This is a genomic window from Streptomyces sp. SD31, assembly GCF_052068475.1.
GTDB lineage: Bacteria > Actinomycetota > Actinomycetes > Streptomycetales > Streptomycetaceae > Streptomyces.
Genome location: NZ_JBQHCX010000012.1, coordinates 109,935 through 129,613 on the forward strand (window position 1 = coordinate 109,935; position 19,679 = coordinate 129,613).

At 68.3% G+C, this 19,679-nt stretch carries 14 protein-coding genes, 1 tRNA gene and 1 pseudogene; 11 read left to right on the forward strand and 5 right to left on the reverse strand.

The genetic code is table 11. The annotated features are described in order from the left end of the window. The first annotated feature begins 861 nt into the window (after window positions 1–861). The 8 genes from ACTMVF_RS25555 to ACTMVF_RS25590 all read left to right on the forward strand — a co-directional run bounded on the left by ACTMVF_RS25555 (window position 862) and on the right by ACTMVF_RS25590 (window position 10,291). Window positions 862–3,165: an FdhF/YdeP family oxidoreductase gene (locus ACTMVF_RS25555; RefSeq protein ID WP_441273446.1), complete on the forward strand. Its 2,304-nt coding sequence runs from the start codon at window positions 862–864 to the stop codon at window positions 3,163–3,165. Between the two features lie 55 nt (window positions 3,166–3,220). After that, window positions 3,221–3,709 (forward strand): hotdog fold thioesterase, encoded by a 489-nt coding sequence (locus ACTMVF_RS25560; RefSeq protein WP_441273447.1) that lies wholly within the window; start codon window positions 3,221–3,223, stop codon window positions 3,707–3,709. A 91-nt stretch (window positions 3,710–3,800) separates the two neighbouring features. Further along, on the forward strand, window positions 3,801–4,109 hold the full coding sequence (locus ACTMVF_RS25565; RefSeq protein WP_441273448.1) for a hypothetical protein: 309 nt from the start codon (window positions 3,801–3,803) through the stop codon (window positions 4,107–4,109). A gap of 483 nt (window positions 4,110–4,592) precedes the next feature. Beyond that, entirely contained in the window at window positions 4,593–5,822 is a 1,230-nt protein-coding gene (locus ACTMVF_RS25570; protein ID WP_441273449.1) for a branched-chain amino acid ABC transporter substrate-binding protein, read from the forward strand. Window positions 5,823–5,935: 113 nt separating this feature from the next. Continuing rightward, complete coding sequence (locus ACTMVF_RS25575) at window positions 5,936–6,865, forward strand: branched-chain amino acid ABC transporter permease (RefSeq protein WP_441273450.1); 930 nt, start codon at window positions 5,936–5,938, stop codon at window positions 6,863–6,865. Window positions 6,866–6,888: 23 nt separating this feature from the next. Next, entirely contained in the window at window positions 6,889–8,700 is a 1,812-nt protein-coding gene (locus ACTMVF_RS25580) for a branched-chain amino acid ABC transporter permease (protein ID WP_441273602.1), read from the forward strand. A gap of 5 nt (window positions 8,701–8,705) precedes the next feature. Continuing rightward, window positions 8,706–9,578 (forward strand): ABC transporter ATP-binding protein, encoded by an 873-nt coding sequence (locus ACTMVF_RS25585; protein ID WP_441273451.1) that lies wholly within the window; start codon window positions 8,706–8,708, stop codon window positions 9,576–9,578. Then, window positions 9,575–10,291, forward strand: coding sequence for an ABC transporter ATP-binding protein (locus ACTMVF_RS25590; RefSeq protein WP_441273452.1), 717 nt, complete (start codon window positions 9,575–9,577; stop codon window positions 10,289–10,291). Before ACTMVF_RS25585 ends, ACTMVF_RS25590 begins: the two co-directional genes overlap by 4 nt. Window positions 10,292–10,369: 78 nt before the next feature. On the opposite strand, the gene ACTMVF_RS25595 is transcribed toward ACTMVF_RS25590, so the two are convergent. After that, window positions 10,370–11,026, reverse strand: coding sequence for an ANTAR domain-containing response regulator (locus ACTMVF_RS25595; RefSeq protein WP_234766443.1), 657 nt, complete (start codon window positions 11,024–11,026; stop codon window positions 10,370–10,372). A 101-nt stretch (window positions 11,027–11,127) separates the two neighbouring features. Here ACTMVF_RS25595 and ACTMVF_RS25600 point away from each other — a divergent pair. After that, window positions 11,128–11,202 (forward strand) — tRNA-Leu (locus ACTMVF_RS25600). Window positions 11,203–11,308: 106 nt separating this feature from the next. Beyond that, a pseudogene (locus ACTMVF_RS25605) lies at window positions 11,309–12,082 on the forward strand (transcriptional regulator). A gap of 53 nt (window positions 12,083–12,135) precedes the next feature. Here ACTMVF_RS25605 and pyk read toward each other — a convergent pair. Beyond that, window positions 12,136–13,572: a pyruvate kinase gene (pyk, locus tag ACTMVF_RS25610; protein ID WP_441273453.1), complete on the reverse strand. Its 1,437-nt coding sequence runs from the start codon at window positions 13,570–13,572 to the stop codon at window positions 12,136–12,138. A gap of 207 nt (window positions 13,573–13,779) precedes the next feature. Continuing rightward, window positions 13,780–14,496 carry an SIMPL domain-containing protein gene (locus ACTMVF_RS25615; RefSeq protein WP_441273454.1) on the reverse strand — a complete coding sequence of 239 codons (717 nt, stop codon included), beginning with the start codon at window positions 14,494–14,496 and terminating at the stop codon, window positions 13,780–13,782. Between the two features lie 138 nt (window positions 14,497–14,634). Here ACTMVF_RS25615 and ACTMVF_RS25620 point away from each other — a divergent pair, with 138 nt between their 5' ends. Beyond that, window positions 14,635–16,458: a bifunctional metallophosphatase/5'-nucleotidase gene (locus tag ACTMVF_RS25620; RefSeq protein ID WP_441273455.1), complete on the forward strand. Its 1,824-nt coding sequence runs from the start codon at window positions 14,635–14,637 to the stop codon at window positions 16,456–16,458. A 76-nt stretch (window positions 16,459–16,534) separates the two neighbouring features. On the opposite strand, the gene ACTMVF_RS25625 is transcribed toward ACTMVF_RS25620, so the two are convergent. Together ACTMVF_RS25625 and ACTMVF_RS25630 are read right to left on the reverse strand one after the other, a co-directional pair. Then, the gene (locus ACTMVF_RS25625) at window positions 16,535–18,130 is read right to left on the reverse strand and encodes a lysine N(6)-hydroxylase/L-ornithine N(5)-oxygenase family protein (protein WP_441273456.1); all 1,596 of its coding nucleotides are present in this window, start codon (window positions 18,128–18,130) and stop codon (window positions 16,535–16,537) included. After that, complete coding sequence (locus ACTMVF_RS25630; RefSeq protein WP_441273457.1) at window positions 18,127–19,509, reverse strand: pyridoxal phosphate-dependent decarboxylase family protein; 1,383 nt, start codon at window positions 19,507–19,509, stop codon at window positions 18,127–18,129. The genes ACTMVF_RS25625 and ACTMVF_RS25630 overlap by 4 nt, the downstream gene beginning before the upstream one ends. Between the last annotated feature and the right edge of the window lie 170 nt (window positions 19,510–19,679).

Below are 19,679 nucleotides of genomic sequence, written 5' to 3' on the forward strand. Positions count from 1 at the left end.
AGCCACGGCCACGCCAGCGCCGAGGGCCACGGCAACGCGGCGGGAGCGGGGCAGGGGAGGGCCGGGAGGCGGCTGCTGGGCGGAGGTGAGCGAGTCGCGGGGAGAAAAGGGGAACGGCCGGGGGGAAGAGGGGCGGACCACGGGGAGCAGGGAAGCAGACCGTGGGACGAAGAGGGGCGGCGCGGACAGGAGCAGCGGCGTAGACGAGGAGTCGGACGGCCGGGCGGGATGACGCGTCCGGAGCGCACACGCCCGAGAGCGGCTCAGGAGGAACAGCACGAGAGCGGCTCAGGAGCAGTGGTGCCGGCGTGGGAGGCGACCGGACCCGAGCAGACGGTGCGGGCGGACCGCCCACGGAAGGCAGCAGGCAGCCGCACAGCCGTCTGCGAGCGGCGGAGACGGCCAGCCCCGGCGGAGCTGGGCAGCCCGTCAGTCCGCCGCCGGGACGTCCATGGGGAGCCCCGCAAACCGCGCGAGCCCTGCGGAGGCGGCAGAGGTGACCGACCCGGCGGTGCCACGCAACGCGTCCGGGCGATCAGGGCGTGGAACCGGAGGAAGCAGAGCAGCGCAGGTCGGCATGGGCCGAGCCGAGCACAATGCGGTGCGGCCCGCCCAGCGGAAGGTCCAGTGCGTGCCCCCGGCCCCCTCTGTCGGCTCCAGCGCCCGCAGAACGCCCGTCACGCAGCGCTCGCCCGCATCACGACCGCCGGTTCCCCCTCCCCAGGCCCACCCCCCGCATTGTCAGTCCCCCGTGCGAGGATCGGAGACGTACCTCACACGTGTACACAGCCGGTGACCCGCAGGAGCGCGGGCGTCGGCGAGGCGTTCCCGTGGTGAACGAGAAGACAGGGAGAGTGCGCGATGGCCACCAAGCCGCCCAAGGGTGATCCGGTTCAGGACGCGCCCCAGGTCGCGGAGCCGAAGCACGCGGCGGCGGGGCTGCCGGCCATCGGGCACACCTTGCGCATCGCGCAGCAGCAGATGGGCGTGAAGCGCACCGCGCTGACGTTGCTGCGGGTCAACCAGAAGGACGGCTTCGACTGCCCGGGGTGCGCATGGCCGGAGCCGGAGCACCGGCACAAGGCGGAGTTCTGTGAGAACGGCGCGAAGGCGGTGGCCGAGGAGGCGACCCTGCGCCGGGTCACCCCGGAGTTCTTCGCCGCGCACTCCGTCGCCGATCTCGCGACCAGGAGTGGTTACTGGCTGGGACAGCAGGGGCGGCTCACCCACCCCATGTTCCTCCCCGAAGGGGGCACCCACTACGAGCCGGTGACGTGGGAGCGCGCCTTCGACATCATCGGCGAGGAGATCACCGCCCTCGGCTCCCCCGACGAGGCCGTCTTCTACACCTCGGGGCGCACCAGCAACGAGGCCGCGTTCCTCTACCAGCTCTTCGCGCGCGAGCTCGGCACGAACAACCTGCCGGACTGCTCCAACATGTGCCACGAGTCGTCCGGATCGGCGCTCTCCGAGACCATCGGCATCGGCAAGGGCAGCGTCCTGCTCGAGGACCTCTACAAGGCCGACCTGATCATCGTCGCCGGGCAGAACCCGGGTACGAACCACCCGCGCATGCTCTCCGCCCTGGAGAAGGCCAAGGAGAACGGCGCGAAGATCGTCAGCGTCAACCCGCTGCCCGAGGCCGGTCTGGAGCGGTTCAAGAACCCGCAGACCCCCCAGGGCATGCTCAGGGGCGCCGCCCTCACCGACCTGTTCCTGCAGATCCGCATCGGCGGCGACCAGGCCCTCTTCCGCCTCCTCAACAAGCTGATCCTGGCTGAATCCGATAGCGCCTCCGGCGCGGGCTCGGGCGCCGTCGACGAGGAGTTCGTCCGCGAACACACTCACGGCTACGAGGAGTTCGCCGCGGCGGCCCGCGCGGCCGACTGGGACGAGACGCTGACGGCGACCGGCCTCACCCGCGCGGACATCGACCAGGTCATGGGCATGGTCCTCGCCTCGCAGCGCACCATCGTGTGCTGGGCCATGGGCCTCACCCAGCACAAGCACTCCGTGCCGACCATCCGCGAGGTCGTCAACTTCCTTCTGCTGCGCGGCAACATCGGCCGCCCGGGCGCGGGCGTGTGCCCGGTGCGCGGTCACTCGAACGTGCAGGGCGACCGCACGATGGGCATCTTCGAGCGGCCCGCCCCGGCCTTCCTGGACGCCCTGGAGAAGGAGTTCGGCTTCGCGCCGCCGCGTGAGCACGGCTACGACGTCGTACGGGCCATCCGGGCGCTGCGCGACGGTGAGGCGAAGGTCTTCTTCGCGATGGGCGGCAACTTCGTGGCGGCCACGCCGGACACGGACGTCACCGAGGCGGCGATGCGGCGTGCCCGGCTGACCGTGCACGTGTCGACGAAGCTCAACCGCAGCCACGCCGTCACGGGCGCGCGTGCGCTGATCCTGCCGACGCTGGGCCGCACCGAGCGCGACCTGCAGGGCAGCGGCGAGCAGTTCGTGACGGTCGAGGACTCCATGGGCATGGTGCACGCCTCCCGTGGCCGGCTGGAGCCCGCGAGCGCGCATCTGCTGTCCGAGCCGGCGATCGTGTGCCGGCTAGCCCGCCGGGTCCTGGGCGAGGACAGCAGGGTCCCGTGGGAGGAGTTCGAGAAGGACTACGCGACGATCCGGGACCGTATCGCGCGCGTGATCCCCGGCTTCGAGGACTTCAACGCGCGCGTGGCCCGCCCCGGCGGCTTCACGCTCCCCCACGCCCCGCGCGACGAGCGCCGCTTCCCGACGGCGACCGGCAAGGCCAACTTCACGGCGGCTCCGGTCGAGTATCCGAAGGTTCCCGAGGGGCGGCTGCTGCTGCAGACCCTGCGCTCCCACGACCAGTACAACACCACGATCTACGGCCTCGACGACCGCTACCGGGGGATCAAGAACGGCCGCCGGGTCGTCATGATCAACCCTGAGGACGCGCAGCGGCTGAACATCGCCGACGGGACGTACGTCGACCTGGTCGGCGAGTGGAAGGACGGCGTCGAGCGGCGGGCGCCCGGCTTCCGGGTGGTGCTGTATCCGACGGCCCGGGGCTGCGCGGCCGCCTACTACCCGGAGACCAATGTCCTCGTGCCGCTGGACGCCACCGCGGACACCAGCAATACCCCGGCCAGCAAGTCCGTGGTCGTACGTCTGGAACAATCGGCGACCGACTGAGCGTTTGCTCAGTCGACCTGAAACGCGCCTGAGCACGACGAACGGAGCCGGACCCATGGGCGAGCAGCAGCACGTGACGTTCCCACAGGAGGTCATCGACGAGTACGCCGCGCTCGGCGTCGACCTGCCGGCCCTGTTCTCCGCCGGGCACCTCGGGTCGCGCATGGGCGTCGAGATCGTGGAGGCGTCCGCCGAGCGGGTCGTCGGCACCATGCCGGTGGAGGGGAACACCCAGCCGTACGGACTGCTGCACGGCGGCGCCTCCGCGGTGCTCGCCGAGACGCTCGGGTCGGTGGGGTCGATGCTGCATGCCGGCAGCTCCAAGATCGCGGTCGGTGTCGACCTCAACTGCACCCACCACCGCGGCGTCCGCTCCGGCCTCGTCACCGGCGTGGCCACGCCCCTGCACCGGGGCCGCTCGACGGCGACGTACGAGATCGTGATCAGCGACGAGGCGGGCCGGCGGGTGTGCAGCGCGCGGCTGACCTGCATGCTGCGGGACGTGAACCCGGGCGACGGGGAGCACATCCGGGCGGCGAACTGACGCCATCGCCCCGACGACGGCGCCGTTACGGCCAACACCCTTGGTTTTCCCTGCCGTTGAACCCTGACGCCGGGCGGCATAACGTCGAGGCATGACGACGGGAGGATCCCGCCGGCACGGGGCAGCGCTCGCACTGGCGCTGCCCACCGCCGGCCTTGCGGCCGGACGCGGCGGGCAGCCGGAGGCCCAGGGCGACGCGCCCGAGACCCGGCCGAGCGCCAACTCGCCCTCACCGTCGGCGACTTCACCCGGGCAACTGTGCGCGCAGATCATCGTCCACTGGTCGCGCCCGGCACCGACCGGCGACAGCTACGGCACCCACCGGCCGATGCCCCTGCCCGACGGCCAGTACGAGGCGCTCCGCAGATCCCGCAAGGGCGAACCGACCGGAGGTCCATGAGGCCGAGTCAGTCGCCTTTTCCTTTTTCGTGCCCCATACACGAAATAACGAGGACCGCCGAACCCTATTTCCCGGCCGTAACTCTACGTAATACAGCCGCAATACAAGCCAACAGTTCCCCCACGGCGAGCATCCCTCACACAAGACGACAGAAGCCCCCTGGTAGCCTCCAGCTACGACTTCGGTCATCACCAAAACGTGTGAACACTAGTGAAGAAGCTACGCGCGGACGCTGCAAGTTCTCACTATGTGGACAGGGCGAATCGGCCGGAAATCCACTCTTCCCCCCACTGAGTACCGCTCTGCATTACCCCGTGTCATAACAAGAGCGTCACAGCCTTGGTCAGAGGCTCCTCCATGTTCCCTCCACGCGCTTAGAGTCACCGCCAGTCACCGAGCCACCGGATTCGAAGCCACTTCGGCCCAGCGCTCGACTCGGCGCGCTCCATGGGGAACCGCCGTGCCAGGGAAAGGACCTGATTCGTGCGTCAACGTTCGATCATCGCTATAACCGCCGCACTCGCGGCGGGATCGCTGACACTCACGGCTTGTGGGTCGCGTGACGAGGGCGGCAACAGCAGCAACGGCGACAAGACCACCGTGGTGATCGGCCTCGACGCCCCGCTGACCGGCGACCTGTCCGCACTCGGCCTCGGCATGAAGAACTCCGCCGACCTCGCCGCCAAGACGGCCAACAAGCAGGAGTTCGTCAAGGGCGTCGAGTTCAAGATCGAGCCGCTCGACGACCAGGCGCAGCCCTCCGTCGGCCAGCAGAACGCCCAGAAGTTCATCAGCAACAAGGACGTCCTCGGCGTCGTCGGCCCGCTGAACTCCAGCGTCTCGCAGCAGATGCAGAAGCCGTTCAACGACGCCGGCCTCACCCAGATCTCCCCGGCCAACACCGGTACCGAGCTCACCCAGGGCGACGGCTGGAAGACCGGCGACTCGGTCCGCCAGTTCAAGACGTTCTTCCGCACCGCCACCACGGACGAGATCCAGGGTGCCTTCGCCGCCGACTACCTGTACAACCAGGCGAAGATCAAGAAGGTCTACCTGATCGACGACCAGAAGACCTACGGTGCCGGCCTCGCCGCCTCCTTCAAGACGAACTTCACCAAGTTCGGCGGCAAGATCGTCGGCAGCGACCACATCAACCCCGACGACCGTGACTTCAACGCCGTGGTCGCCAAGATCAAGAAGACCGGCGCCGAGGCCCTCTACTACGGCGGCGAGTACCCGGCCGCGGCTCCGCTGAGCCAGCAGCTCAAGGACAGCGGCCAGAACATCCCGCTCATGGGCGGCGACGGCATCTACTCCGGTGAGTTCCCGAAGCTGAACAAGAAGGCCGAGGGCGACCTCGCCACCTCCGTGGGCGAGCCCGTCGAGAAGCTCGAATCCGCCAAGACGTTCATCAAGAACTACGAGGCCGCGGGCTACGAGGACGACTACGAGGCCTACGGCGGCCTCACCTACGACGCCACCTGGGCCATCATCGAGGCCGTCAAGCTGGCGGTCGAGGGCAACGACGGCGAGGTCCCGTCCGACGGCCGCAAGGCGGTCCTGGACGCCATGGCGAAGGTCAAGTTCGACGGCGTCACCGGCGCCATCTCCTTCGACGAGTTCGGTGACACCACGAACCACACGATGACCGCGTACAAGGTCGAGAAGAACGCATGGGTGCCGGAGTTCAGCGGCGAGCCCAAGCTGGGCTAGCAGAGGACGAGTAGAGAACACTCCCCCATCACACATTGATCCAGGCCGCGCGGGAGCACCCATCAGCGCTCCCGCGCGGCGCCATATCCGAACCACTCCACGGAGGCCCTGCGGTGAACGAACTGCCGCAACAGCTGGCCAATGGACTCATCCTCGGCGCGATGTACGGACTCATCGCGATCGGCTACACGATGGTCTACGGCATCGTCCAGCTCATCAACTTCGCCCACGGCGAGATATTCATGGTCGGGGGCTTCGGGGCCCTCACCGTCTGGTTGGTACTCCCCGAAGGCTTCGCCCTCGGCGCAGCGATCCCCCTCATGATCGTCGCCGGCGTCATCGTCTCCGTCGCCGTCGCCACCGCGGCGGAACGCTTCGCCTACCGACCACTGCGCACCGCGCCACGCCTGGCACCCCTCATCACCGCCATCGGCCTGTCCATCGTCCTCCAGCAGGCCGTGTGGATGTGGTACCCGGACGCGAAGAAGGACCAGCCCTTCCCGCAGTTCGAAGGCGGCCCCATCGACATCCTCGGCGCCAACATCCAGCGCGGCGACCTCTTCGTGCTCATAGCCGCCCCGCTGTGCATGTTCGCCCTCGGCCTCTTCGTCACCAAGACGCGCTCCGGCCGCGGCATGCAGGCCACCGCCCAGGACCCCGACACGGCCAAACTGATGGGCATCAACACCGACCGCATCATCGTCATGGCCTTCGCCATCGGTGCCGCGTTCGCCGCCATCGCCGCCGTCGCCTACGGCCTGAAGAACGGCCAGGTCGGCTTCCGCATGGGCTTCCTGATGGGCCTCAAGGCCTTCACCGCCGCCGTCCTCGGCGGCATCGGCAACATCTACGGCGCCATGCTCGGCGGTGTGGTCCTCGGCGTCGCCGAGTCCCTCGCCACCGGCTACATCGGCGACATCCCCGGCATGGACCTCTTCGGCGGCGGCGCCTGGAAGGACGTATGGGCGTTCGCCCTCCTCATCCTCGTCCTGCTGTTCAGGCCACAAGGCCTGCTCGGCGAACGCGTCGCGGATCGGGCGTGATACCCATGACCACCGAGACCCCCATGGACAAGACCACCGACACCACCAAGGTGTCCACCGCACCGGCCACCCCCATCATCCCGCTGCCGCACACCGCGGCACGCGCGCTGACCGTCGCCGGCTCCGCCCTCGCCTTCGCAGGCACCTTCCTCGCCTGGACCTGGACCGACGAATTCCCGGGCAAGCTCACCATCAACGGCTACCCCGGCGGCCTCCAGGTCCTCACCCTCGTCGGCTCCGTACTCACCCTGCTGTTCGCCCTCTCCGGCTACGGCATCCGCGGCCTCGGCTGGCTCACCCCCGGCGGCAAGAACAGCCCCGTCCTGCTCGCCGCCCTCGGCGTGTTCGGCACCACGGGCTACGCCATGGGCGCCATCAGCCAGGAACTCGGCGGCCTCGTCAACCTGGAGCCCGGCGCCTGGGTCTCCGGCATCGGCGCACTCGTCGCCGTCATCGGCGCCCTCGGCCTCCCGGTCGACCAGCCCTACGACGCGGCGGACCCCACCCCCAACCTCTGGGGCCGGATACGCCACTCGCTCACCGCACCCGAGCCCAGCCGCGCCAAGGACCTGCCCTCCTGGGCGGAGATCCTCATCATCGCCGCGGGCTTCGGCGTCGGCCTGTACGTCTTCGCGTACGGCATCGGCACCGAGTACTCCGAGCTGTTCATCGGCTTCCTGATCATCACGGCCTTCGGCTTCACCGCCGTCACCCGCGCAGGCCTCCTCAAGCGGCTCTCGGCACTCACCGCCAAACACCGCAACGTCGCCATGGCAGCAGCCTTCGTCGCGGCGATCTGCTTCCCGTTCACCCAGACCAACGACCAGTTCGCCCTCATCGGCGCGAACATCCTCATCTTCGCCACGGTCGCCCTGGGCCTCAACGTCGTCGTCGGCCTCGCCGGCCTCCTCGACCTCGGATACGTCGCCTTCCTCGGCGTCGGCGCCTACGCCGCCGCCCTGGTCTCCGGCTCCCCGCAGTCGAGCATCGGCGTCGAATTCCCGTTCTGGGCGGCCGTCCTCACCGGCGCCGCCGCCTCGCTGATCTTCGGCGTGGTGATCGGCGCTCCCACCCTGCGACTGCGCGGCGACTACCTCGCCATCGTGACGCTCGGCTTCGGTGAGATCTTCCGCATCACCATGAACAACCTGAACGGCAACAGCGGACCGGACGTCACCAACGGCTCCAACGGCATCCCCAACATCCCGGACCTGGAGATCTTCGGGTTCAACCTCGGACTGCCGCACAACGTCCTGGGCACCGAACTCACCCGCTCCGGCAACTACTACCTGCTGATGCTGCTGTGCACGGCCATCGTCGTCCTGGTCTTCCGCCGCTCCGCGGAATCCCGCATCGGCCGCGCCTGGGTCGCCATCCGCGAGGACGAAACCGCCGCCACCGCGATGGGCATCAACGGCTTCCGCCTCAAGCTCCTCGCCTTCGCACTCGGCGCCGCCCTCGCCGGCCTCGCCGGCACCGTCCAGGCACACGTGTCCTACAGCGTCACCCCCGAGCAGTACCAGTTCGCCGGCTCCGTACCCCCGAACTCGGCCTTCCTGCTCGCCGCCGTCATCCTCGGCGGCATGGGCACCATCAGCGGCCCGCTCATCGGCGCCGCACTGCTCTACCTGATCCCCGCCAAGCTCCAGTTCATGGCGGAGTACCAGCTGCTCCTCTTCGGCGTCGCGCTGATGCTGCTGATGCGCTTCCGCCCCGAGGGCCTGGTCGCCGACCGCAGGAAGCAGCTCGAATTCCACGAGACCGGACAGCTCGACGTACCGGAGGACAAGCCATTGCCCGAAGGCGCGACCGGCGTCGCCAAGGCAGGGGCGTGACCGCCATGACCACCACCACGACCGCACCCACCGCCACGACGGTGCTCGACGCCAGCGGTGTCACCATGCGCTTCGGCGGCCTCACCGCCGTACGCGACGTGAACCTCACCGTGAACACCGGCGAGATCGTCGGCCTCATCGGCCCCAACGGCGCCGGCAAGACGACCTTCTTCAACTGCCTCACCGGCCTCTACGTGCCGACCGAAGGCAAGGTCGCCTACAAAGGCACCGTCCTGCCGCCCAAGCCCCACCTGGTCACCCAGGCCGGCATCGCCCGCACCTTCCAGAACATCCGGCTCTTCGCCAACATGACCGTCCTGGAAAACGTGCTCGTCGGACGGCACACCCGCACCAAGGAAGGCCTCTGGTCGGCCCTCCTGCGCCTGCCCGGCTTCAAGAAGGCCGAGGAGGAGTCCCGGGCCCGGGCCATGGAACTCCTGGAGTTCACCGGCCTCGCCGCCAAGGCCGACCACCTCGCCCGCAACCTGCCCTACGGCGAACAGCGCAAGCTGGAAATCGCCCGCGCGCTCGCGAGCGAGCCCGGCCTGCTCCTCCTCGACGAGCCCACCGCCGGCATGAACCCGCAGGAAACCCGGGCCGCCGAAGAACTCATCTTCGCCATCCGGGACCAGGGCATCGCCGTCCTCGTCATCGAACACGACATCCGGTTCATCATGAACCTCTGCGACCGGGTCGCCGTGCTCGTCCAAGGCGAGAAGATCGTCGAAGGCCCCGCCGAAGTCGTCCAGGCCGACGAACGCGTCATCGCCGCCTACCTCGGCACACCCTTCGAGGGCGAGCCGGGCAAAGCGGAGGTCGCCGAAGTCGAGGCCGCGGAGGCCGAGGCGCAGAGCAGCACGGAAGGGGACGACAAGTGACCGCACTGCTCGAGGTCGAAGACCTCAGGGTCGCTTACGGCAAGATCGAGGCCGTCAAAGGCATCTCGTTCAAGGTGAACGCGGGCGAGGTCGTCACCCTCATCGGCACCAATGGCGCCGGCAAGACCACCACCCTGCGCACCCTCTCCGGGCTGCTCACGCCGCTCTCCGGCGACATCAAATTCGACGGCAAATCGCTGAAGAAGATCCCCGCCCACAAGGTCGTCTCGCTGGGACTCGCCCACTCCCCCGAGGGGCGCCACATCTTCCCCCGCATGACGATCGAGGACAACCTCCGCCTCGGCGCCTTCCTCCGCAACGACAAGGAAGGCATCGAAAAGGACATCCAGCGCGCCTACGACCTCTTCCCCATCCTCGGGGAGCGCAGGAAGCAGGCCGCGGGCACCCTCTCCGGCGGCGAACAGCAGATGCTCGCCATGGGACGGGCACTGATGTCCCGCCCCAAACTGCTCATGCTCGACGAGCCCTCCATGGGCCTCTCCCCGATCATGATGCAGAAGATCATGGCAACCATCCAGGAACTCAAGTCCCAGGGCACCACCATCCTGCTCATCGAGCAGAACGCCCAGGCCGCCCTCTCCCTGGCCGACCACGGCCACGTCATGGAGGTCGGCAAGATCGTCCTCTCCGGCACCGGGCAGGACCTCCTGGTCGACGAGTCGGTGCGCAAGGCGTACCTGGGCGAGGACTGATCGCCGTACGGTGATCGCCCATACGACGAGGCCCGCGCCCCCTGCTGGGGACGCGGGCCTCTCTCGTACGGTGGGGCGTCAGCCCTTGGCGGCCTTCTTCTCCTCGGCGTCCTGGATAACGGCCTCGGCGACCTGCTGCATCGACATCCGCCGATCCATGGACGTCTTCTGAATCCACCGGAACGCGGCCGGCTCCGTCAGCCCGTACTCCGTCTGCAGGATCGACTTCGCCCGATCCACCAGCTTTCGCGTCTCCAGGCGCAGAGTGAGGTCGGCGACCTCCTTCTCCAGCTCCTTCAGCTCGGTGAACCGCGACACGGCCATCTCGATCGCCGGCACGACGTCGCTCTTGCTGAACGGCTTGACGAGGTAGGCCATCGCACCGGCGTCACGAGCCCGCTCGACCAGATCCCGCTGCGAGAACGCCGTCAGCATCAGAACCGGCGCGATGCTCTCCTCGGCGATCTTCTCGGCCGCCGAAATGCCGTCCAGCTTCGGCATCTTCACATCGAGGATGACGAGGTCGGGCCGGTGCTCGCGGGCCAGCTCGACGGCCTGCTCACCGTCACCGGCCTCGCCGACGACGGTGTACCCCTCTTCTTCGAGCATCTCTTTGAGATCGAGCCGGATCAGCGCCTCGTCCTCGGCGATGACGACACGGGTCGTCAGCGGAGGCACGTGCGACTTGTCGTCGTCGGGCGCGTCTACGGGCTGGGGCGACTCGGGGGCGGTCACGGGGGCTCCTCGTTCAGGGGCAGGGGTGCTGCTCCCAAGAGCCTACCTAGCTACGGTATGGTGGACAGGCAGCGGGTCGAGGTAAACCTTCGATTCACTGGGCCCCGGTAGCCCAATTGGCAGCAGGCAATGGATTCAAAACCCATACAGTGTCGGTTCGAGTCCGACCCGGGGCACTTTTCCTTCGATTCCAAGGTCACCACACATAAGCGGATGTCCACGTTCTCGTGAACATCCGCTTTTTGCTGCGCGCCGTCGCGATCGCTCTCGCAGAGTGTGCACATGTACGACCTCAGCACGCGCAAGCGAGCATTGGCCCTGGTGGGCCAGGGGCACAGCCTCAACTCCGTCAGCAAGCAGACGGGCATATCCCGAGCAGCGATCCGCTCCTGGCGGACGTGCATCGAGCCTCGCCAGCGTGCAGGTCGTCCCTGCCCCCAGATGCCAAGACGTTCCCAGCCCGCCCGGGGACCCTGTGGCATACGCCTACCTACTAGGCCTCTATCTCGGTGACGGCTGCATCAACGCTCATCGCCGGGGCGTCTACTTCATGCGAATCGTGTTGGACAACGCCTGGCCAGGCATCATCGACGCTTGCGAGGCCGCAATGCGCTCCGTGCGCCCGGACAACAGCGTGTGCCGCGTCAAGAAGCAAGGCTGCGTCGCGGTCACGGGCTCCAGCAAGCACTGGCCCTGCCTCTTTCCGCAGCACGGCCCCGGTATGAAGCACCACCGCAAGATCGTCCTTGAATCCTGGCAGCAGGCCATCGTCGACACGCACCCGTGGCAGTTCATCCGCGGCCTCATCCACTCGACGGCTGCCGCATTACCAACTGGACGACTCGCCTCGTCGGCGGTGAGCCCAAGCGCTACGAATACCCGCGATACTTCTTTGCCAACAAGTCGGACGACATCCGGAAGCTCTTCACCGACGCCCTCGACAAGGTCGGCGTCGAGTGGACCACCCTCCCGCGCGGTAGCGACCCGTTCAACATCTCCATCGCCCGCAAAGCCTCCGTAGCCCTCATGGACATCCACGTAGGCCCCAAGCACTGACCCCGCACAACAAAGGGCCCCTCCTCAAGAACTGAAGAGGGGCCCTCCACCCGCTACTTCGGACTGTCGTCCTCCCCGATGTGATGCACCCGCACCATGTTCGTCGAGCCCGACACCCCCGGAGGCGACCCCGCCGTGATGACGACCGTGTCGCCCTTCTTGCAGCGGCCGTACTTCAGCAGCAGCTCATCCACCTGGTCGACCATCGCGTCCGTCGACTCCACATGCGGCCCAAGGAACGTCTCCACACCCCACGTCAGATTCAACTGCGACCGCGTCGCCGGCTCCGGCGTGAACGCCAGCAGTGGGATCGGCGAGCGGTAGCGGGACAGGCGGCGGACGGTGTCGCCGGACTGGGTGAAGGCGACCAGGAACCGGGCGCCGAGGAAGTCGCCGATCTCGGCTGCCGCGCGGGCCACCGCGCCGGCCTGGGTGCGGGGCTTGTTGCGTTCGGTCAGGGGCGGGAGGCCCTTGGCGAGGATGTCCTCCTCGGCCGCCTCGACGATCTTCGCCATCGTGCGGACCGTTTCGATGGGGTACTTGCCGACGCTCGTCTCGCCGGACAGCATCACCGCGTCCGTGCCGTCGATGACCGCGTTGGCCACATCCGACGCTTCCGCGCGCGTCGGGCGGGAGTTGTCGATCATCGAGTCGAGCATCTGCGTGGCCACGATCACCGGCTTGGCGTTGCGCTTGGCCAGCTTGATGGCGCGCTTCTGGACGATGGGGACCTGTTCCAGGGGCATCTCGACGCCCAGGTCACCGCGGGCGACCATGATGCCGTCGAAGGCGGCGACGATGTCGTCGATCGCGTCGACGGCCTGGGGCTTCTCCACCTTGGCGATGACGGGGAGGCGGCGGCCTTCCTCGTCCATGATGCGGTGGACGTCCTCGATGTCGCGGCCGCTTCGCACGAACGACAGGGCAATCACGTCGAAGCCGGTGCGCAGCGCCCAGCGGAGGTCGGCCTCGTCCTTCTCCGACAACGCGGGTACCGAGACCGCGACGCCCGGCAGGTTCAGGCCCTTGTTGTCGGAGACCATGCCGCCTTCGACGACTGTCGTGTGGACGCGTGGTCCGTCGACGGACGTGACTTCCAGGCAGACTTTGCCGTCGTCGACGAGGATGCGCTCCCCCGGGGTGACGTCGGCGGCGAGGCCGGAGTAGGTGGTGCCGCATTGCTGGCGGTCGCCCTCTGCGCCCTCCTCCACGGTGATGGTGAAGGTGTCCCCGCGTTCAAGGAGTACGGGTCCTTCGGTGAAGCGGCCGAGGCGGATCTTCGGGCCTTGAAGGTCGGCGAGGATGCCGACGCTGCGGCCGGTCTCGTCGGAGGCCTTTCGTACGTGCTGGTAGCGCTCTTCGTGGTCGGCGTAGCTGCCGTGGCTGAGGTTGAATCGGGCGACGTCCATTCCGGCGTCGACCAGTGCCTTTATCTGGTCGTAGGAGTCGGTGGCGGGGCCCAGGGTGCAGACGATTTTCGCTCGGCGCATGTTTCGACTCTATGACTTACCGGCGGGTAGTGAATTGGCCGCGTATGACTACTCAACAACCTTTGCGTGAAGGGCTATTGACAAGTGTTGAATTGTGCGGCGGGGTGCTCCGATGAGCGTTCGAAGCACCCCCGGTGAACGTGATGGCCGTTCATCCGTGACCGCAAGTGAATTCGAATTGCCGTGCATTCACAGCTTTCCGTGCATTCACAGCCGCGGCGGCGTCATCGTAAAGCGGGCGTTGACCTGGGCGTAGACGTGCTGGCGCTGGGGTTCGAGATCGAGGGGGGCGGCGGCGGTGTCTTCCGCGGCGCCGTAGGCCAGGGAGCGCATGCGGCTGCCGGGGGCCTGTGGGTAGGGCGGCGGGGCGTTCTCCGCGCCGATGTCGGCGAGTTCGACCAGTGCGGCCAGGGAGGTGCCGAGCGCTTCCGCGTACTCCCGCGCGCGCTGCACCGCCTCCCGTACTGCCTGTTGCCGTGCCTGCCGGTGGGCCGGGGAGTCGGGGCGCAGGGCCCAGTAGGGGCCGTCGACGCGGGTGAGGTCCAGGTCGGCCAGGCGTGTGGTGAGTTCGCCGAGGGCGGTGAAGTCGGTGAGTACGGCGGTGATGTGGACGCGGCCGTGGTAGGCGTGGACGCGTTCGCCGCGGCCTTTGTCCTTGAGTTCGGGGCTGATGGAGAAGGCGCCGGTTTCCAGTCGTTCGACTGCGTCGCCGTAGGTTTTGACGAGGTCGAGGACGGTGGTGTTGCGGCGGGTGAGGTCGTCCAGGGCGGCGCGGCGGTCTTTGCCGCGGGAGGCGACGGTGATGCCGATGCGGGCGATTTCGGGGTCGACTTCGAGGCGGGCTTCTCCGCGGACGGCGATGCGGGGGGCGTCGGGGGTGCCGTAGGGGACGGCGGGCTGAAGTTCCTCTGATGGGGCGGTCATACGTCCCACTCTGTCATCGTTTGCTGGGTTACGGGTGCTGCTGGTCATCAGATCGAAACCTGCGGGGGCTGTTGCTGCCTGCCATGGCCAGGTCAGAATCTACGCGCGTTGTTGACCGTTCGCCTGGGAGAAGCAGTCATGCCGTTGAACCGTCGGAAGTTCCTGAAGAAGTCTGCCGTGACCGGAGCGGGGGTGGCGGTGGCGGGTGCGGTGGCTGCCCCGGCGGCGCAGGCCGCGGAGACGGTGACGGGGTCGGGGCCGGCGAAGGGCTCTCGGCCGGTGAAGCGGTATTCGCTGACGGTGATGGGCACGACCGATCTGCACGGCAACATCTTCAACTGGGATTACTTCAAGGACGCTGAGTATGCGGACGCCAAGGGCAACGCGAAGGGTCTGGCGCGTGTCTCGACGTTGGTGAGCCAGGTGCGTGAGGAGAAGGGTCGGCGCAACACGCTGCTCATAGACGCGGGCGACACGATTCAGGGCACGCCGCTGACGTACTACTACGCGAAGGTGGATCCGATCACCGCGAAGGGTGGTCCGGTCCATCCGATGGCGGCGGCGATGAACGCGATCGGGTATGACGCGGTGGCGCTGGGCAACCACGAGTTCAACTACGGCATCGAGACGTTGCGCAAGTTCGAGGAGCAGTGCGACTTTCCGCTGCTGGGTGCGAACGCGCTGGACGCCAAGACCCTCAAGCCGGCCTTCCCGCCCTACTTCATCAAGAAGTTCTGCCCGCCGGGCCTGCCGCCGGTCAAGGTCGCGGTCCTCGGTCTGACCAACCCGGGCATCGCGATCTGGGACAAGGCGTACGTCGAGGGCAAGATGGTGTTCCCGGGCCTTGAGGAGCAGGCCGCGAAGTGGGTGCCGAAGCTGCGGTCGATGGGCGCGGACATCGTCGTCGTGTCGGCGCACTCCGGTTCGTCGGGGACGTCGTCGTACGGTGACCAGTTGCCGTACATCGAGAACTCGTCGGCGCTGGTGGCGCAGCAGGTGCCGGGTATCGACGCGATTCTGGTCGGGCACGCGCACACGGAGATCGCGGAGCTGCTGGTCACGAACGAGAAGACGGGCAAGACGGTCGTGCTGTCGGAGCCGCTGTGTTACGCGCAGCGGCTGACCCTGTTCGACTTCGAGCTGGTCTTCGCCAAGGGCCGCTGGACGGTCGAGTCGGTGAAGGCGACGGTGCGTGACTCGAAGACGGTCGCCGACGACCCGAAGATCACCAAGCTGTTGAAGGACGACCACGACATCGTGGTGGAGTACGTCAACCAGGTCGTGGGCACGGCGACCGAGAAGCTGACGACGGTCGATGCCCGTTACAAGGACGCCCCGATCATCGACCTGATCACGAAGGTGCAGGAGGATGTGGCGAAGGCGGCGCTGGCGGGCACGGAGTATGCCTCGCTGCCGGTCATCTCTCAGGGGTCGCCGTTCTCCCGTACTTCGGAGATTCCGGCCGGTGAGGTGACGATCCGGGATCTGTCGAGTCTGTATGTGTACGACAACACGCTGGTCGCGAAGCTGATGACGGGTGCGCAGATCAAGGCGTATCTGGAGTATTCGGCGGAGTACTTCGTGCAGACGGCGCCGGACGCGACGGTCGATGTGGAGAAGCTGACGAACGCGGGTGGCCGCCCGGACTACAACTACGACTATGTGTCGGGGCTGTCCTACGAGATCGACATCGCTCAGGCGGCCGGTTCGCGGATCAAGAACCTGTCGTACAACGGTGCCGCGCTGGACGACGCCCAGCGGTTCGTGTTCGCGGTGAACAACTACCGGGCCAATGGCGGCGGTGCGTTCCCGCATGTGGCGTCGGCTCAGGAGTTGTGGTCGGAGTCGACGGAGATCCGCACGCGGATCGCGGAGTGGGTGACCGCGAAGGGTGTGCTGGATCCGAAGGACTTCGCGTCGGTGGGCTGGAAGTTGACGCGGAACGGTACGCCGGTGTTCTGAGCGGTGATGCGTGAGGCGCCTGAGCGCCCCTCTTTGGGGGGTGGTCAGGCGCCTTTGCGTATGTCCTGGCGTCCCGTCAGCCCTTGAGTGGGACGACCGTTCCGCGTTGGGCGCCGATCTGGCGGGAGCGGACGTGGCGCGGTAGGGCCGGGTCGAGACCGAAGGTGGTGAAGGCGGTCCGGGTGGGCAGGGGGTAAGCCTCTTTGCCGGTGATGGAGTTGAGGATGGCGGCGCTGCGCCAGGCGGCGAGGCCGAGGTCGGGGGTGCCGATGCCGTGGGTGTGGCGTTCGGCGTTCTGGACGTAGATGTTGCAGCCGGAGCCGGTGATGGAGGGGTCCATGGCGAGGCGGTACTGGTCGTCGATGCGGGGGCGTTCTTTGCTGTCGAGGCGCATGTAGGGGTCGAGGCCGGCGAGGATGCGGCTGAGGGGGCGTTCGCGGTAGCCGGTGGCCAGGACGACGGCGTCGGTGGTGAGGCGTGAGCGGGTGTTCTGGTGGATGTGCTCGAGGTGGAGTTCCACCTTGGTGGTGGCGACACGGCCGGCGGTGCGGACGCGGACGCCGGGGGTGAGGACGGTGTCGGGCCAGCCGCCGTGCAGGGTACGGCGGTAGAGCTCGTCGTGGATGGCGGAGAGGGTGCCGGCGTCGATGCCCTTGTGGAGCTGCCACTGGGAGGTGAGGAGCTGGTCGCGGACGGGTTCGGTGAGGGCGTGGAAGTAGCGGGTGTAGTCGGGGGTGAAGTGTTCCAGGCCGAGCTTGGAGTACTCCATGGGGGCGAAGGCGTCGGTGCGGCCGAGCCAGTGCAGTCCCTCGCGTCCGAGGGGGCGGTGTCGGAGCAGGTCGAGGAAGACTTCGGCGCCGGACTGTCCTGACCCGATGACGGTGATGTGGTCGGCGGCGAGGAGTGTCTCGCGGTGGTCGAGGTAGTCGGCGGCGTGGATGACGGGGACGCCGGGTGCCTCGACGAGGGGCTTGAGTGGGTCGGGCACGTCGGGCTCGGTGCCGATGCCCAGGACGATGTTCTTGGCGTAGGTGCGGCCGAGGGCTTCGGCCTCTCCGTCGGGGCCGAGCTTGGTGAAGTCGACTTCGAAGACGTCGCGTTCGGGGTTGTAGCGGACGGCGTCGACCTGGTGGCCGAAGCTCAGTGCCGGGAGGTTCTCGCTGACCCAGCGGCAGTAGGCGTCGTATTCGGCGCGCTGGATGTGGAAGCGCTCGGCGAAGTAGAAGGGGAAGAGCCGGTCGCGGGTTTTGAGGTAGTTGAGGAAGGACCAGGGGCTGGCGGGGTCGGCGAGGGTCACCAGGTCGGCGAGGAAGGGGACTTGGATGCGGGCGCCTTCGATGAGGAGGCCGGGGTGCCAGGCGAAGGTGGGGCGCTGTTCGTAGAAGACGGCGTCGAGGCCGGTGAGGGGGTGGGCGAGGGCGGCGAGGGAGAGGTTGAAGGGGCCGATACCGATGCCGACGAGGTCGCGTGGGGTGTCGGGGTCGTCGGGGGTGTCGGGGTCGTGGCGTGGGGTTGTCCTGAGGGTGGGCTGCGGGCCGGTGTCGGGGACGGCGTGGGGGCCGGTGCCGGGGCTTGTCTGAGGGCGGGTGAAGGCGCTTGTCTGGGGGCGCGTGTGGGTGCCGGTGTGGGGGTTCGGCTGGGTGCCGGTGTGGGGGTTCGGCTGGGGGATCATCCGGGGGTGTTTCCTTCCACCAGTTTCAGGAGAGCGGCCAGGTCGTCCGGGCGTGTGTGGGGGTTGAGGAGCGTGGCTTTGAGCCACAGGCGCCCGTCTATCCGGGCCCGTCCGAGAACGGCGCGGCCGTCGGTGAGGAGCCTTCGGCGTACGGCTGCGACGGCGGCGTCGGTGGCGTGTGCGGGCCGGAACAGGACCGTGCTGATGGTGGGCGGGTCGTAGAGCTCGAATCCGGGGTGGTCGTGGACGAGGGCGGCGAACTCGCGGGCGTGGTCGCAGACTTGCTCGACGAGGCGGCCGAGGCCGCTGCGGCCGAGGGTCTTGAGGGTGACGGCGATCTTGAGGACGTCCGGTCGGCGGCTGGTGCGCAGGGAGCGGCCGAGGAGGTCGGGCAGGCCCGCTTCGGTGTCGTCGTGGGCGTTGAGGTAGTCGGCGTGGTGGTGGAGCGCGGTGAGGTCGTGCGGGTCGCTGACGGCGAGGAGGCCGGCGGCGACCGGTTGCCAGCCGAGCTTGTGCAGGTCGAGGGTGACGGTGTCGGCGGCGTCGAGGCCGGTGAGCCGGTCGCGGTACCGGTCGCTGAAGAGGAGGCCTGCGCCGTAGGCGGCGTCGATGTGGAGCCGGGCGCGGTGGGCGGCGCACAGGGCGGTGATCTCGGGGAGTGGGTCGATGAGTCCGGCGTCGGTGGTGCCCGCGGTGGCTGCCACCAGGTGGGGGCCGGGGAGCTGGGTGAGGGCCTCGTCGAGGGCGGCGGGGTCGAGCGTGCCGGCCGGGGCGGGTACGGCGACGGGTTCGGGCAGGCCGAGCAGCCAGGCGGCGCGGGGCAGCGAGTGGTGGGCGTTGGCCCCGTGGATCAGGCGAACGCCGGCGCCTTGGGCCTCTCGGGCGAGGAGGAGGGCCAGTTGGTTGGATTCGGTGCCGCCGGTGGTGAGGAGCGTGGCGCTGCCCCTCTCCTCTCCCACGCCGCCGAACACCTCCGCCGCGAGCGCCCCCGTCACCAACGTCTCCAGCTCCGACGCCCCGGGCGCCTGGTCCCAGGAGTCCAGCGAGGGGTTGAGGGCTGAGGCGGCGAGGTCGGCGGCGGTGGCGAGGGCGAGGGGTGGGCAGTGCAGGTGGGCGGCGCAGAGGGGGTCCGAGGGGTCGGTGGCGCCCGCTGCGAGGGCCCGCACCAGGTTGTGGAGGGCGTCCGGGTCGCCCTGGTGCGGGAGTACGTCCCCGACCGCGTCCCGCATGCGCGCGGCGACCGCGTCCGGGCCGCCGGCGGGCAGTGGTCCCCCGCGTGTTCGGGCGCCCTCGCTCAGTGCTTCGAGCACGGTGTCGAGCAACGGCCGCAGGGCGTGGGGACCTTCAGGGCCTGAAGCGAGCGACGGTGACGCGCTCATGGTGTCCTCCCGGGCGCAGGGCAAGAGGGACTTCCAGCTTGTACCCGGATGCGTGATCGCGCCCGAAAAGCCCAACGACAGGAACCCGAAAGGGGTAGTTGCGCGCGGGGAAAGCGTGTCGGGGGTGGTTTGCCGAAGGTGGCGGAGTAAGGGGCGGCGAGGGGCGGCGG